This is a genomic window from Streptomyces pseudoechinosporeus (assembly GCF_054783935.1).
Map to the genome: position 1 here is coordinate 184,383 of NZ_BAAGPS010000012.1, position 12,817 is coordinate 197,199.

10 protein-coding genes and 1 pseudogene are annotated in these 12,817 nt (G+C 69.9%); 6 read left to right on the forward strand and 5 right to left on the reverse strand.

What is annotated here, in order from left to right; translation table 11 throughout:
* Positions 1–55 precede the first annotated feature (55 nt).
* From ACYVO6_RS18475 to ACYVO6_RS18485, 3 genes are all read left to right on the forward strand, one after another.
* A complete protein-coding gene (locus tag ACYVO6_RS18475; RefSeq protein ID WP_461062969.1) occupies positions 56–1,174 on the forward strand; it encodes an acyltransferase family protein in 1,119 nt (372 codons plus the stop codon).
* A 106-nt stretch (positions 1,175–1,280) separates the two neighbouring features.
* The gene (locus ACYVO6_RS18480) at positions 1,281–2,891 is read left to right on the forward strand and encodes an alpha/beta hydrolase (RefSeq protein WP_461062489.1); all 1,611 of its coding nucleotides are present in this window, start codon (positions 1,281–1,283) and stop codon (positions 2,889–2,891) included.
* A 345-nt stretch (positions 2,892–3,236) separates the two neighbouring features.
* Complete coding sequence (locus ACYVO6_RS18485; RefSeq protein WP_461062490.1) at positions 3,237–4,667, forward strand: PP2C family protein-serine/threonine phosphatase; 1,431 nt, start codon at positions 3,237–3,239, stop codon at positions 4,665–4,667.
* A gap of 40 nt (positions 4,668–4,707) precedes the next feature.
* On the opposite strand, the gene ACYVO6_RS18490 is transcribed toward ACYVO6_RS18485, so the two are convergent.
* On the reverse strand, positions 4,708–6,204 hold the full coding sequence (locus ACYVO6_RS18490) for a DNA-binding protein NsdB (protein WP_461062491.1): 1,497 nt from the start codon (positions 6,202–6,204) through the stop codon (positions 4,708–4,710).
* Between the two features lie 233 nt (positions 6,205–6,437).
* Here ACYVO6_RS18490 and ACYVO6_RS18495 point away from each other — a divergent pair, with 233 nt between their 5' ends.
* The gene (locus ACYVO6_RS18495; RefSeq protein ID WP_461062492.1) at positions 6,438–7,604 is read left to right on the forward strand and encodes an aminoglycoside phosphotransferase family protein; all 1,167 of its coding nucleotides are present in this window, start codon (positions 6,438–6,440) and stop codon (positions 7,602–7,604) included.
* A gap of 71 nt (positions 7,605–7,675) precedes the next feature.
* Here the strand turns inward: ACYVO6_RS18495 and ACYVO6_RS18500 are convergent, their stop codons facing one another.
* Positions 7,676–9,910 carry a glycoside hydrolase family 95 protein gene (locus ACYVO6_RS18500; protein WP_461062493.1) on the reverse strand — a complete coding sequence of 745 codons (2,235 nt, stop codon included), beginning with the start codon at positions 9,908–9,910 and terminating at the stop codon, positions 7,676–7,678.
* A 249-nt stretch (positions 9,911–10,159) separates the two neighbouring features.
* Positions 10,160–10,657, reverse strand: a complete 498-nt coding sequence (locus ACYVO6_RS18505; protein WP_461062494.1) for a hypothetical protein — start codon at positions 10,655–10,657, stop codon at positions 10,160–10,162.
* Between the two features lie 242 nt (positions 10,658–10,899).
* Here ACYVO6_RS18505 and ACYVO6_RS18510 point away from each other — a divergent pair, with 242 nt between their 5' ends.
* Positions 10,900–11,559: a pyridoxine/pyridoxamine 5'-phosphate oxidase gene (locus ACYVO6_RS18510; protein WP_461062495.1), complete on the forward strand. Its 660-nt coding sequence runs from the start codon at positions 10,900–10,902 to the stop codon at positions 11,557–11,559.
* Complete coding sequence (locus tag ACYVO6_RS18515) at positions 11,556–12,281, forward strand: leucine-rich repeat domain-containing protein (protein WP_461062496.1); 726 nt, start codon at positions 11,556–11,558, stop codon at positions 12,279–12,281. The genes ACYVO6_RS18510 and ACYVO6_RS18515 overlap by 4 nt, the downstream gene beginning before the upstream one ends.
* A 23-nt stretch (positions 12,282–12,304) precedes the next feature.
* Here the strand turns inward: ACYVO6_RS18515 and ACYVO6_RS18520 are convergent.
* Positions 12,305–12,424 (reverse strand): annotated as a pseudogene (locus tag ACYVO6_RS18520) (universal stress protein); the annotation flags it as partial.
* Positions 12,425–12,552: 128 nt separating this feature from the next.
* On the reverse strand, positions 12,553–12,795 hold the full coding sequence (locus tag ACYVO6_RS18525) for a DUF397 domain-containing protein (protein WP_328773670.1): 243 nt from the start codon (positions 12,793–12,795) through the stop codon (positions 12,553–12,555).
* Positions 12,796–12,817: the final 22 nt, after the last annotated feature.

Consider the following 12,817-nt stretch of genomic DNA (forward strand, 5'->3'; position numbering starts at 1 on the left):
ATGTGACAGTGGCGGGCGGGAGGGGACCGTACACGTATCGAGGCTTGGAGACGTGGTGTCGCAGGACTTGTCAGCTCCCGTGCCCGTGGCGGTCTCGGAGCCACCGCCCAGAACGCCGGCCAAGCCTCCGCCGGCCCGCCGGGACCCGTACTTCGACAACGCGAAGTACCTCACCATCGTGCTGGTGTGCTGCGGTCACGCCTGGGAGCCGCTGACGCACAGCGGCCGGGCCGCGACGGCGGCGTATCTGACCGTCTACGCCTTCCACATGCCCGCGTTCGCGCTGATCTCCGGCTATTTCTCGCGGAGTTTCGACATGGCGCCGGGCCGGGTGCGCAGGCTGCTGACGGGTGTCGTCGTGCCGTATCTCGTCTTCGAGTGCGCGTACACGCTCTTCTATCGCTGGGCGAAGGACGACTGGACCTATCCGTTCAGCCTGCTGGATCCCTGGTACGTGATGTGGTTCCTGGTCGCGCTGTTCATCTGGCGGCTGACCACTCCCGTGTGGCTGGCGCTGCGTCGCCCGGTGCCGATCGCGATGGGGCTCGCCGTGTTCGCCTCGGTCTCACCGGATCTCGGCGGGGACATCTCGATCCAGCGGACCCTGCAGTTCCTGCCGTTCTTCGTGCTCGGCCTCACCCTCCGAGCCGAACACTTCGACCGGCTGCGTACGCGGCGTGTGCGACTGATGGCCGTGCCGGTGGGCGTGGCCGCGTGCGTGACGGCGTATGCGGTGGCGCCCTGGTTCGATGCCAGGTGGCTGTACCACCGCAGCAGCGTCACGAGCCAGGGCGTGCCGAACTGGGCGGGCCTGCTCACCACACCGGCGCTGCTCGGTCTGGCGCTGGTCCTGACCGTCTGCTTCCTGGCCTGGGTGCCGAGGCGGCACATGTGGTTCACCGCGCTGGGCGCGGGCACGATGTACGGCTACCTGCTGCACGGCTTCATCATCAAGTCGTCCCGCTTCTTCGGCTGGTACGACCACCCCTGGCTGCATTCCCCGCTCGGCGAGCTGGCGATCACGGCTGCTGCCGTCGGCCTGATCACGTTCCTGTGCTCGGGGCCGGTCCGTTCCGTCTTCCGCTTCGTCGTCGAGCCGCGCATGTCGTGGGCGTTCGGCGAGCAGAGAGACGCCCCCGCGAAGACCACGGAACCGACGCCGCGCGAAGGGTAAGCCCCTCGCGGGCGTCGCGCTCGCCCAGAGGCGTGGTCGGGGGTGGGCCCTTATCGTGAGCCAGGGGGAATCCCGGTCCTGGGCCGGGGCGTCCCTGGAGGGTTCCATGCTGTTCACGCACCACCGCTGCGCTTTCGCCGGCGCTGTGACGCTGGCCCTGGTGGGAGCCGCGTTGCCGCCACAGGCTCTGCTGGGAGCCGGGCCGGCGACGGCGGGCACGGCCGATCAGCCGGTGACCGCGGCCGAGCGGCCCGGCCTGTCCCGCTTCTACGACCAGAAGATCGACTGGGCCAAGTGCGAGGACGCCGGGATGGGGGTACCCGAGGACTTGCAGTGCGGCAAGGTGACCGTTCCGCTCGACTACGCGAAACCCGATGCCGCAACGCTCGACATAGCCATGGCCCGCTTCAGGGCGACGGGCGATTCCAGGGGTTCCGTACTGCTGAACTTCGGCGGCCCCGGCGCCTCGGGAGTCAGTGAACTCGCCGCCGGCGGCGATGTCTTCATGGGCCTGACGGACGGCTACGACGTGGTGACCTTCGACCCGCGCGGCGTCGGCAGGAGCTCGCCGGTCAGCTGTGGGGAGGGGGTCGCGGATCCGACGGACAGCCCCGCCGAGGACACCGAACCGGACAGTGACGATCCGCAGGCCGCGCTGAAGCTGATCAGGAAGTCCGCCGACGCCTGCGCCAAGCATTCCGGGCCCGTGCTCCCGCACATCGGCACGGTCAACGTCTCCCGGGACCTGGACATCATGCGCGACGCCCTCGGCGACAAGAAGCTCAACTACCTCGGTTTCTCGTACGGAACACGGCTGGGCGCGGTCTACGCGGCCCAGTTCCCGGACAAGACCGGCCGGTTGGTGCTCGACGGCGTGGACACGCTCACCGAGCCGCTCGGTGAGCAGGGCCTCGCCGGCACCGAAGGACTGCAGACCGCGCTGGAGGACTTCCTCACCTGGTGCACCGACGACATCAGCTGCGCGCTCGGCCAGGATCCGCGCACGGCCAGGGAGCACATGGTCGACCTGGTCCGCTCGCTGGACGAGGATCCCCTGCCGACGGAGTTCGGCGAGCCCTTCTCCGGCCAGGACCTCGCGGACGCCCTCGGACAGGCCCTCTACAGCAAGGAGTTGTGGCCGGCCCTTTCGCAGGCGCTCAGATCGCTGGTCGAGGACGGTGACCCCCGGGGACTGATGCGATTCTCCGCCGGTGGCATCGCGGCGCCCGGCAACGGCGGGCTCGTCGACGAGGCGGACATCCCCCTCGACAACCTCCCGGCCGCGCTCATGGCCATCAACTGCGCGGACGATCCCGACCGCCCCACCGCCGCCCGGATCACCAGGAATCTCGACCGGCTGCGCGCCGAGTACGAGGAGGCCTCACCAGTCTTCGGCCGCTACCGGCTCACCCAGGTCCTCATGTGTTACGGCCGCCCCAAGGGCACCGACTACATCCGCGAGGACGTACGCGACGTCGACACCCCGAAGATGCTCCTGGTCGGCACCCGCGGCGACCCGGCGACTCCGTACCGCTGGACCGTGGAGACCGCGAAGCGGCTCGGTCCGTCGGCCGTCGTGCTCGACAACAAGGGCGAGGGCCACACCGGGTACGGTTCGTCGAAGTGCGTGCACGAGAAGGTCGACGATTTCCTGCTGTACGGCCAGCTTGCGGACGCCGGAAGCTCCTGCGGGGCTCAGGAGCGACCGCCTTCCTGACCGAGCGTGGCTGCCGGCCCCGGCACGGCCCCCTACATATGCCCCATTCCCTCGCCCGGGGCACGGCATCGGCAGCCGCACGTACGCTCGTCGAACACGCGCTTGAAGGAATCGGCGCCTACTGCCACAACTTCATCAACTCACTTACTATGTCTACGACTTGGCCGCTTTCCCGCGTACTCGATCCGTCCGAGCCAGGGCACTCTGTGAGGACGTAGGCATATGCCACAGGCACCAGTGCATCGCGTCTTGCCAAATCCCTTACAGCGCGTCGCGGGCTGTGCAAGAGTCGTAACCGGTCCTTCCCTCAGCCTTGGTCGTACCGGGCCTGTATCGGAGTACGTCATGCCGTCCCATCTCTCGGCGGACCACCCAGCCGCCCAGCCGCCCCCACGCGGCTCGGTCGACGCGCTGATTTCGCAGACGCGTCGGCTGCGCGGCGACGTGGACGCCGTGCGGCGTGACGCGCGGATCGACGACACGGACCCCGAAGGACGCTGGCAGCGCGCACTGTGCGATCTGGCCATGCACCAACTGAACGATCTCGACGCGCACTTGGCGCAGTTGCGGGACGGACCGCCGCCCGTGCCCGTGACACCCGACGCGGCGGCCGTGGTACGAACCGTGCCGTCCGCACCCCGGCGCGGTTCGCTGCTCAGCCGGGTCGGCAGCGCCGAGTGGAACCTGCTGACCGACGAGGCGAGCTGGTCCGGCGAGCTCTACCAGATCCTCGGCCGCGACCCGGCCGCCCCCGCGCTCACCCTCGACGAACTGCCGTCCGTGGTGCTCGACGAGGACCGGCCGAGGCTGACGGTGATGGTGACGGACTGCCTCATCGACGCCAAGCCGATCGACGGGGAGTTCCGGATCGTGCACCCGGACGGCGGCGTACGGACCGTGCACATGATGGGCGAGCCCGTGCTCGCGGCCGACGGCAGCACCGCCTCGATGTGGGCCGTGCTGCGGGACGTCAGCGAACTGCGCCGCAGCCAGCGGACGGTGAGCGAGACCCGTGACTCGCTGCAACGCCAACGGCACCTCGCGCAGACCGAGCACCGGCTCGCGGTCGAGCTGCAGGAGGCTGTGCTACCGCCGTGGCGCGGCTCCCTGCGGCTCCCGCAACAAGGGCCTCCCGCCCTGGATGTGGCCGCCCGCTATCTGCCCGCCTCGACGAGCGCGCTGATCGGCGGCGACTGGTACGACGCCCTCGAACTGCCGGGCGGCGAAACGCTGTTGAGCGTGGGGGAACTCACCGGGCACGGGACCACCGTCACCTCCGGCATGGCGATGCTGCTCGGCGCGGTGCGCGGGATGGCCATGGCGGGCGGCGAACCCGGCCAACTCATGGCCTGGCTCAACCAGTTACTGGACGCGTCGGTCCAGCCGGCTCTCGGCAGCGCCGTGTGCTGCCACTACCGGCCCGATACCCACACGCTCGTATGGGCGCAGGCAGGACACCCCGCCCCCCTGCTGATCCGCAACGGGACGGGGCGCGCGCTTGCGCCGCCGGACGGTGTCCTGCTCGGCGCGACCTCGGGCGCCGCCTACGGGCAGGCCGAAGAGACGCTCGAACCGGGCGACCTGCTGCTCCTGCACACCGATGGACTGGTCCCCGGGCGCAGTCGTGACGCGGCAGTGGACCGCCTCCTCGACCTGGCCCCCCGCTTCGGCGAGGCCCGTGCCGCACAGGACTGCGTACGGACGGTCGTGGAGGAGTTCGGCGAGACGGAACGCGAGGACGACGCCTGCGTACTCATCGCCAGAGTCGCCACCTGACTACTGTTCACATTCGTTCAGTTCACAGCGCACGGTCCCCCTATGCCCGTGCGCTGTTGCCACCCCGGATGTTCCAGCCCTTGGGCAGCGACAGTTTGATCTCCTCACGCAGGTCCTGGATCTTCGGATAGCTGGAGTACTGCCCCGTCAGCCGGTACATCTCCCGCAGCCGGTCCCAGGTGCGATGGGAGGAGTTCGAGCCCATCGAGGTCAGGGCCAGGCGCGCGTACCGGTCGGCCTGTTCGGGGTCGTCGGCGATGAAGCAGGCCGACGCGAGTGAGATGTGGTCGAAGATCTTCGACCGGTCCCGTCCCTTCTCGCGCAACTGGAGCGCCTCCTTCGCGTGGCGCTGCGCGACGGCGGCAGCCGCTGGTTCGTGCTCCGCGAGTGTCCGGTAGGCCAGGGCCTGCATACCGTGCAGGTCCGCCTCGTCGAAGAGCTGCATCCAGCTGGGCGCCGGTACGTCGTTCTTGTCCGAGACGAACAGTTCCTCCGCCTCTCCGAGAGTGCGCCGCATGGCCTGGCCCCTGCCCATCGAGGCCTGGGCCCAGGCCTCGATGGTGAAGAGCATGGCCTTGGTGCGCGGCAGCACCTCGTCTCCGGAGCCGGACTTGGCGAGCTTCATGAGGTCGAGTGCGTCGTCGGGCCGCCCCAGGTGCACCATCTGGCGTGCGGCGCGGGAGAGCGCCTCCCCGGCGCGAGGCCGGTCACCGCCCTCACGGGCGGCGTGGGCGGCGATGACGAAGTACTTCTGAGCCGTGGGCTCCAGGCCGACGTCATGCGACATCCAGCCCGCGAGGACGGCGAGGTTGGCGGCGACGCCCCACAGGCGCCGCTGCAGATGATCGGGGTGTCGGTAGGCGAGCATGCCGCCCACTTCGTTGAGCTGTCCCACGACAGCCTTGCGTTGCAGCCCGCCGCCGCGGGCCGCGTCCCAGGCCCGGAACACCTCGACCGAGCGCTCCAGTTCCTCGATCTCCTGCGACCCGATGGGGGCGGCCTCATAGCGGTCGTACCCGGCGGGGTCGGCGTGCAGGGGGTCGTCGAGTTCGGGAGCGTCGGCCGAAAGGGCCGGATCGGAGTGCAGCCAGTCGTGCATGGCGCTGCTGAGTGCGGATCCTGCGGCGAGCGCGGCGCCCGCGCCCACCAAGCCGCGTCGGTTGAGCATGAGGTCCATTCCCGTGAATTCGGTGAGGACCGCGGCAGTCTGCTCGGGCGTCCACGGCACTCCGTCGGGATGTTCCGCACTCCCGCCGCCCGGCCGTTTCCCCGTACGCCCGTGCCGGACCAGACCGAGGTCCTCGATGGTCACGACACGGCCGAGACGCTCGGTGAACAGCGCTGCCAGCACCCGCGGAACGGGATCGCGCGGGATCTCTCCCATGTCGATCCAGCGCCGCACCCGCGAGGTGTCGGTCGCCAGCTGGGGGTGGCCCATGGCCGCCGCCTGCCGGTTGACCATCCGCGCGAGCTCGCCCTTGGACCAGCCGGCCAGGCCGAACAGATCCGCCAGACGGGTGTTGGGTTGTCCGCTCACGTCAAGCCCCCAGGTTCTCGGCTGAGTTGACAGTAACCCCGTGTCAGTTGCTGCGGGACTATTCGCCAGGGTTCGCCAGGGTGCGCCAGATGGTGTGCCAGTGCACATCGGGTGTCAGGTAGGAACGCGCCACCCCGACCCGGTCGCCGTAGGGACATTCCCCAGGGTGCACCGAGGCGGCCGGGGCGGGTAGCGCCGTAATTCGCAGGCACACGAAGGGATCTGTATCACCCATGTACGCAGCATCGTCCTCCGTGTCCGCTCCGCCCCGGTCGCTGCGCCCGCGTCCACAGCCTCCTCGAGCCGGGGAGCCGAGGGCGGGCAGTGGCCCCTACCTGGACCCCGCGCGCCCGGGGTCACCCGTACTCGGTGCCGGTAGGACGCGGCGCGTACCGGGGGGCGGCAACCAACCGCTCAGCGGGAGACTCGACTTGTCCGGCCCTCAGGGCGCGCAGCTGCGCTCGGCGATCGCGTCGGTGCACCGGATCTGTCCGGAGTTCGCTCCGGTGCAGGTGCTGCGCCGCAGCAGCCGCTCAGTGCTCCTCGTCGGAACGACAGGGCGCAGCACCGCCGTCGCCAAGTGTTTACTGGACCATTCTCCAGTGTGGGCCGAGCGGATCCGCCATGAGATAGCGGCATACCGCTCGTTCGTGCGGCACCGGCCCCCGGTGCGGGTGCCACGGCTGATCGCGGCGGATCCGGACAACTGCACGCTGGTCATCGAGCGGATGCCGGGCCGTGTCGCGGCACTGCAACGGCACCCGGCGGAGACGCCGCCGCGCGCGGACATCAGGGCGGCGTTGGGCTCGATCTGCCGGCTCAACTCGTGGCGCCCGCCGGCGGGGACGTTCGACGCCCCGCTGGACTACGCGGCACGGATCTCCCGGTATCACGAGCTGGGGCTGCTCACCGACCGGGACATGGGCGATCTGCAGAAGCTCGTGCACGGCATCGCGCACTCGGCGGGGCGCCAGGGGATGGGCCAGTTCTGCCACGGCGACGCGTTGCTGTCGAACATCCTGCTCTCACCGGCCGGTCCAGTGCTGGTGGACTGGGAGCACGCGGGCTGGTATCTGCCGGGCTACGACCTGGCGACGCTGTGGTCGGTCCTCGGTGACGCTCCGGTGGCCCGGCGGCAGATCAGCCAGCTGGCGCAGTCGGCGGGGCCTGCGGCACGGGACGCGTTCCTGGTGAACCTGATGCTCGTTCTGACCCGTGAGATCCGTACGTACGAGACGGCCGTGCAGCGTTCGATGCACGAGGCGACCCCGGTGGCACCGGGACCTGCCCACCCGGGTGCCGCGCCGTCCGGCGAGGAACAGCGGCTGCTGCTCAGGCGGCTGCACGACGACTGCCAGCTGGCCCGCCGGGCCGTTCGAGCGGCGGTCGGCACTCGCTGAACGGGGGATGACGGTCCGCGGTGAGCCTGGAACAGGCCACCGCGGACCGTCATCATGCCCGTGTGGAGCGATCAGTCCTCCTCGCCCCACACGTACCGCCGCCCAGCAATCGCCTTGAACGTCGTCTCGCCGCCCGGCAGCAGGTCACTGCGGACGGTGAGCCGGCGCGTTCGCGACGCGGTCAACGCGATGCGAGTCGCGTGCCCATCGGCCCAGTCGATCGAGAGCGTCGCGCCCCCGCGAGCGCGCAGGCCGCGGACCGAGCCGTCCGGCCAGGTGGCGGGGAGGGCGGGGAGTACCTCGATCGCGTCGTACTGGCTCTGCAGCAGCATCTCGACCATCCCGGAGGTGGCGCCGAAGTTGCCGTCGATCTGGAACGGCGGATGGGTGTCCCAGAGGTTCGGCAGGGTCGAGGACTTGAGCTGTTCGCCGAGCATCTTGTGGGCGTGGTCGCCGTCGCGCAGCCGTGCCCAGAAGTTGATCTTCCAGGCCTTGGACCAGCCGGTGCCGCCGTCGCCGCGCGCCGTGAGCGAGACCTTCGCGGCCTCGGCCCACTGGGTGCCGGGCTCGATCTGCCGCCCGGGATGCAGGGCGTAAAGGTGCGAGACATGCCGGTGGTCGTCGGCCGGATCGTCCAAGTCGGCCTTCCACTCCTGGAGTTGACCCCAGGAGCCGATGCGCAGGCCGGGGTCCAAGTCGGCCAGCGTCTTCTCGAGAGACCGGCGGAAGGCGGGCGAGTCGCCCAGGATGCCGGCCGCCTCAAGGGTGTTGGTCAGCAGGTCGTGCACGATCTGCTGCGACATGGCGGCACCGGCCGTGAAGTCGCCGTGCTCGGGTGAGTAACTGGGCGTGACGACCAGCGTGCCGTCGCGTGGATCGGTGCGCAGATTGTCGAGCCAGAACTCGGCGGCCTCCTTCATCACCGGGTACGCGGCGTTCCGGAGGTAGTCCGTGGAGCCGCCGAACCGGTAGTGCTCGTACAGCTGCCCGGTGAGCCACGCCGCCGCCTCGGGGAACCAGAAGGCGGTCGCCCAGTCGTGCACGCCGGTGAAGCCATAGGGGTTGGTCTCGTTGTGCACGACCCAGCCGCGCGAGCCGAACATCTCCTTGGCGCTACGGCGCCCGGGTGCGCGCAGGGCTTCGACGAAGCGGTCGTACGGGGCTGTCGTCTCGGCGAGGTTCGTGGCCTCGGCGGGCCAGTAGTTCATCTGGATGTTGATGTTGGTGTGGTAGTCCGCCGACCACGGGGGCGAGGTGCTGTGGTTCCAGACGCCCTGGAGGTTGGCGGGCAGCGAGCCGGGGCGCGAGGAGGCGATGAGGAGGTAGCGGCCGTACTGGAAGTAGAGGGCTTCCAGGGCGCGGTCCGCGGCGCTCGCGGCGCCGGTGTAGTTCGCGAGGAGTCGGTCCGTGGGCACATCGGCGGGGACACTCTGGCCGATGTCCAGGGTGACCCGGTCGAACAGGGCGCGGTGGTCGCGGAGATGGCGGGCAAACAGTGACTGGTAGCGCTCGTCGGCCCTGTCGATGGTCCGGGTGACGGCGGCGTGCGGGTCCTCGCCGCGGTAGTCGGGGTACGTGTCGGCGTAGTCCGTGCCCGCGGCCAGCACGAACCAGGCGCTGTCGGCGCCGGCCACGGTGATCGTGCCGTCGGCGTTCGAGGTGGCGGTGCCGCCCTTGCTGCGCAGAAGGATCTGGGCCTCGAAGCGCAGCCCGTTGTCCTCGAGTGCGCCGCGCACCGTGAGCCGACCGCCCGCCGCGGTGGCCGTGAAGTCGCTGCGGGGTGAGGTGTAGCGGAGGGTGAAGGTGACCTTGCCGGGGCGGTCCGCGCTCAGCCGTCCCACGATCACCCCGTCGGGGTAGGAGGCGAAGAACTCCCTTTGGTGGCGCACCTGTTGGTGGGTGTAACCGACCGTCGCGACGGCGTTGGAGATGTCGAGTTCACGGCGGTACGAGCCCGGCGTGGCCGTCGGTGCGTCCGGGACGTCGAGGTACAGGTCGCCGAAGGTCTGATGGGCGCCGTATCCGACACGCGGCTGGCCCAGCTCGGCGGCGACGCTCTCGGGGTCGAGCCGGGTCTGCGCGTCGAGCTCGTCCTGCACGGCGGCGATCGCGCCCGGCCGTGCCTCGCGCCAGTTGCCGTGGTCGTAGCCCTGGGCCGAGCCGGGGCCGCCGGTCCACAGGGTCTTCTCGTTGAACTGCAGCCGCTCGGAGGCGAGCGTGCCGAACACCATGGCGCCGAGCGCGCCGTTGCCGATGGGCAGGGCCTCTCGCTCCCAGTCGGCGGCCGGAGTGGCGTACCACAACACCAAGGGCTCCCGCGATACGTCAGATACATCGGAGGAATCTGCGGCAGCCACCCCGCCCGTGGCCAGGCTCCCGCCACCCAGGGCGAGACCGGCTGCCCCGCCAACTGTCGTCTTCAATGTGGCTCTTCGGGATATCTCATGTGACTCATGCGGCTCATGCGACATGACTCAGGACGCTAGAGGTCCGATCACTCAGGTGACAAGAGTCATGACGAAGCGTGCGGAATCCCGAACAAGAGAGCCCTCGATTCAGCCCTGCTGGAACAGCTCCGCCGGAAGCGGCTTCAGGAGCGTGTACAGGTCGTCGGTGATGGGGCGGTCCCAGGCGGCGATGGTCACCAGGACGTTGTCGCTGCGGTCGAACTGCACACAGGAGATACGCGCCTCGGAGAGCTTGAGGCGGCGCACGATCAGGAGGTTGTCGCCCTGCATCACCGGGGTGTCCTCAGCGCCGACGACGGTGACCTCCTCGTCGTTCTCCAACGCCAGCAGCAGCTGGGCCACCTCGAAGGGGATCTCACCCTCATCGACCTCGCGGGCCGGGGAGCCCTCCGGCAGATTGCCGATGATCATCGCGGGACCGCGGCCACCGAACAGGTCGTAGCGCAGGAACACGCCCTGGCAGCTGCCGTCGGGGGCGGGCAGCAGGCCCGCGCCGAGATTGCCCGGCCAGTCGCCCGGGTCCATGGCCAGAACATCGAAGTCGGGCCCTGCGGGTGTGGCGCTGCGGCGGCGGAGGAAGGACATGTCGCCATGGTACGTGCAAGTCGGGGCGCGACGAGGTACGGGAGACGACCGCCGGTGCCACACCGGGAAGCTTGCGGCGACCGCCCCGAACCCGTCCGGCCGGCATCGACCAGGGCCCGGGCCCCGGCGGTCGCGCACCCAGGCGGTGAGCCCCGCCGTGGTGGCAAGGTCGTCGGCGACCCCGCCCTTGCCGTCGTGCCAGAGGTAAGGTCGCCATCATCCATTGACACCGGAGGGATCACGTGGCCGATCTGCGTCAACTGCTGCGCAGCCTGGAGGTGTTCGCTGGCGAACTGCCCGTCTTCGACCCCTCCGAAGCACCCGCCACGCCCTCCGAGCTGTTCACCGAGTGGCTGCTCGCGGCCGTGGACGCGGGCGTGCGCGAGCCGCACGCGATGACGCTCTCGACGGCAGGCGCCGACGGCAACCCGACGGCACGCACGCTGATCCTCAAGGGGATCGGCCCCGACGGCTGGCAGTTCGCGTCGGACGGCGGCAGCGTGAAAGCGCGCAATCTCGCCGAGCGGCCCTATGCGGCGCTCACCTTCTACTGGCCGCAGCTCGCCCGCCAGGTGCGGGTGCGCGGGTCCGTGGTCCCGGAGAGCCCCGAGGACAGCGCGGCGGACTTCCTGGCACGCGGTGCCGGGGCCCGGGCGGAGGCCCTCCTCGGCCGCCAGTCCCAGCCCCTCACGGACCTCGCCGAGCGCGACGCGGCCGCAAAGGAGTCGCTGACCCGTCTGGAGGCCGAGCCGGACCTGGTGGCCCCGGGCTGGACCCTGCACTCGGTACGCCCGGACTCCGTCGAGTTCTGGCAGGGCGACAAGGAGCGACGGCACACACGGCTCGTCTATCTGCGGTCCGACGAGGGCGAGAGCTGGATCAGGCAGTTGCTGTGGCCGTGAACAGGCGAGGCGTACTCGACTACTGGCGCCGCGGGCTCAGCGGCGTACCCGAAGAGGTGTGGGAGCATCCCGCACCGGAAGCCCTGCTGCTGCCGGACAACGCGCTCACCGAAGTGCCCGCCCGCATCGGCACCCTCACCACGCTGCACACGCTGGACCTCGGACACAACCGCCTCACCGAGGTCCCCGACGAGCTGGGTGATCTGACGGGCCTCACACGCTTCCTCTACCTGCACGACAACCAACTCACCTCGCTCCCCGAGTCGTTGGGCCGTCTGACCCGGCTCGCTTACCTCAACGCCGGCGAGAACCGCCTCACAGCGCTGCCGAAGTCATTGGGATCGATGACGCGCCTGGTGGAGCTGCGCGCCCAGCACAACCTGCTCACCGAACTGCCCGCTTCACTCGGTGAGTTGGCCTCGCTGCGCGAGCTCTGGCTGCGCGGCAATCAGCTCACGGTGCTCCCCGACTCCGTACGAAATCTGCAGGAGCTGCGTGAACTGGAGCTTCGGGAGAACGAGTTCGCGGAAGTGCCCGAGGTACTGCGCGGGCTGCCCTTGCTGCGGCGGCTCGACCTACGGGCCAACCGGCTCGGCGAACTGCCGTCCTGGGTCGCTCAGTTGCCGTCGCTGGAGAAGCTGGATCTGCGGTGGAACGATGTCGAGGTCCCGGCCGGAGTGTGGCGGGACCTCGAAACGCGCGGGTGTGTGGTGCTGCGGTGAGGAACGTCAGCTCTCCTCACGGGTCAGCCCTCCTCGCCGGCCGGCGGCACCACCGCCACCGGGCTCGCCGCGTGCAGCAGTACCGCCTGCGTGACCGAGCCCATCATGGGGATGGGCGCCAGCAGCCGTCGGCGATGGCAGCCAGCACTCTGGTCCCGGTCTCGATGGTCTCCTGGTCGTCCCGGGGCCAGCCTCGCTCAGGCGTGGCCCCGGGGCAGGGCCGAAGGTCGCGTGTCCCAGAAAGAGGAGGAAACCACCCCTTCCCCAGGTGTCAGGTGAGGTCGAACTCCCCCTCCCGTGCCCCCGACACGAACGCGCCCCACTCCGCGGGTGTGAAGATCAGGGAGGGGCTTTCCGGGCGGCCACTGTTGCGCATAGCGATGAAGCCCTCGACAAAGGCGATCTGGACATCCCCCAGCCCGCGACTGCTGGAGCGCCAGTCGGCATTGCTGAGGTCAAGCTCCGGCTTGTCCCAGCCTGCAAGCGGATGCTGCTGGATGGTGCTCTCGGCCACGTCCGTGCTCCTCCCGGTTCGT

Bases quoted from the DNA above. Each gene is read 5' to 3' on its own strand.
- ACYVO6_RS18480 (WP_461062489.1), top strand. From the start codon at position 1,281: ATGCTGTTCACGCACCACCGCTGCGCTTTCGCCGGCGCTGTGACGCTG.
- ACYVO6_RS18485 (WP_461062490.1), top strand. From the start codon at position 3,237: ATGCCGTCCCATCTCTCGGCGGACCACCCAGCCGCCCAGCCGCCCCCA.
- ACYVO6_RS18495 (WP_461062492.1), top strand. From the start codon at position 6,438: ATGTACGCAGCATCGTCCTCCGTGTCCGCTCCGCCCCGGTCGCTGCGC.
- ACYVO6_RS18505 (WP_461062494.1), bottom strand. From the start codon at position 10,657: ATGTCCTTCCTCCGCCGCCGCAGCGCCACACCCGCAGGGCCCGACTTC.